The following is a 1625-nucleotide window of genomic DNA, read 5'->3' on the forward strand; positions in this document are numbered from 1 at the left end:
GGAGACGAAGGGAGGAACGATGAGAAAGCTCGTGATGACTATCCTGGCCCTGGTCGCCGCGGCGTCCGCCGTCGAGCTCTACTGGGACGACGACACCGACGGCGGCTCTTACCAGTTCGCGTACATGGCGGTGCTGTTCGACGACTGCCTCGGGCCGGGCGATACCGGCGGCCGGCCGGGGACGATTTCGCAGATGCGCTTCGGCGTCTCCGATCTCGACGGGTCCTGGGCGACGATCTACATCTACGATGTCCAGGATGGTGAGCCGGGTGACCCGCTGCTCGGTCCCATCCACGGCGGCCTCCAGGACCCACCGGAGGGGTACTGGTATACCTGGATTCCCGACGACGGGCCGGTGGAGGTTCCCGGGGAGTTCTTCGTGGTGCTTGTGCCTGGGAGTGGCGAATACGACGCTTGCAGTCTCATGCAGGACACCACGCGGGATTGGCCGGTCAAGCATTCGCGGTACTACCTCGACGGTGAATGGCACGACCGGCAGTCCGACTGGCTGGTCCGCGTGGAGTGGGAGCCCGATGCCGGGATCGAGGAGATGAGCTGGGGCGTTATCAAGGCCCGGTTCTAGCGCCCCTCCGCCCCTCTCCCCCGCCCGTAGGCGAGCCTCTCCCTGGAAGGGAGAGGGAGTATTAAGTAGTCCTCACCCTAGCACTCTTCCACGGGGAGAGGGAAACGGGCCGACCTGAAGGTCGGCCCCTACGAGTGTGATATACGATTCACACCTAACCCGTAGGCCCTCCTCACAGACCAATCAAACAGGCCACGTCAGCTTCCCTTTAGTCCCGGGGCACGTAGTAGGGCGAGCGGTACTCGGCCCGCCGGTAGCGGTTGCGCTCGTGGTGGTTGCGGAAGACGTAGGTGATGAAGACGGCGTTGGCCGCAATCAGAACCGCGGCGAAAAAGAACGGCGCCTGGGGCGCGATTCCCTCGTAGAGGTAACCGGCGATGATGGGGCCGACCACCAGGCCGAAGGAGGTGATGGTGCCCACGCCGCCCAACACCGTGGCCCGCCCGCGCAGCGGCATGTTCTCCACGGTAAGGCTCATCCAGCTCGGCAGAATCATCGCCACGCCCGCCCCCGACATGAGCATCATGGTGTAGTAAAAACCGGCCCGGGTGATGAAGGGGAGCATGACCATAGCCGACGAGACCAGAAACATTCCGAAAATCATCAGGTACTTGCGACCGATCCGCTCGGCGTAACGTCCCGCCGGGTACACGCAAAGAATCGTCGAGAGTGACAAAAACAAAAAGCCGAAGCCTATCTGGTAGGTCTGCAGATTGAGGACGTTGTCGGCGTAGAACACCAGAACGCTGGTGTTGATGCCCACGATGAACATGTTGATGAAACCCTGGAGGGAGAGGGCCAGGAGCTTGCCGTTCTTGTAGAGCGCCGACAGGGCCTGGCCCAGCTCCCGCCACCAGTTGCGGATGACCTCGGTCCGGGGCAGGTTCTTCGCGGGCTCCTTCCGCCGCCGCCGCAGGGTTTCCTGCATGAAGGCGAAGGACCCGAGCGCCGTCAGACCGATGAGGATGGACGCCGACCAGAAAGTCCACTGGGCGCCTCCCCCCTCGACCCCCCCGAACCAGTCCATCAAATACAGTCCGAT

The 1625-nt window shown here is 63.2% G+C and carries 2 protein-coding genes; one reads left to right on the forward strand and one right to left on the reverse strand.

Translation table 11 applies throughout. The features are described 5' to 3' along the window. Positions 1–19: 19 nt before the first annotated feature. On the forward strand, positions 20–583 hold the full coding sequence (locus NTW26_08635; protein ID MCX7022318.1) for a hypothetical protein: 564 nt from the start codon (positions 20–22) through the stop codon (positions 581–583). Positions 584–791: 208 nt separating this feature from the next. Here NTW26_08635 and NTW26_08640 read toward each other — a convergent pair. Next, a partial coding sequence (locus NTW26_08640) for an MFS transporter (GenBank protein ID MCX7022319.1) occupies positions 792–1625 on the reverse strand: 834 nt, incomplete at its 5' end.

The organism is bacterium (genome assembly GCA_026398675.1).
Taxonomy (GTDB): Bacteria; RBG-13-66-14; RBG-13-66-14; order RBG-13-66-14; family RBG-13-66-14; genus RBG-13-66-14.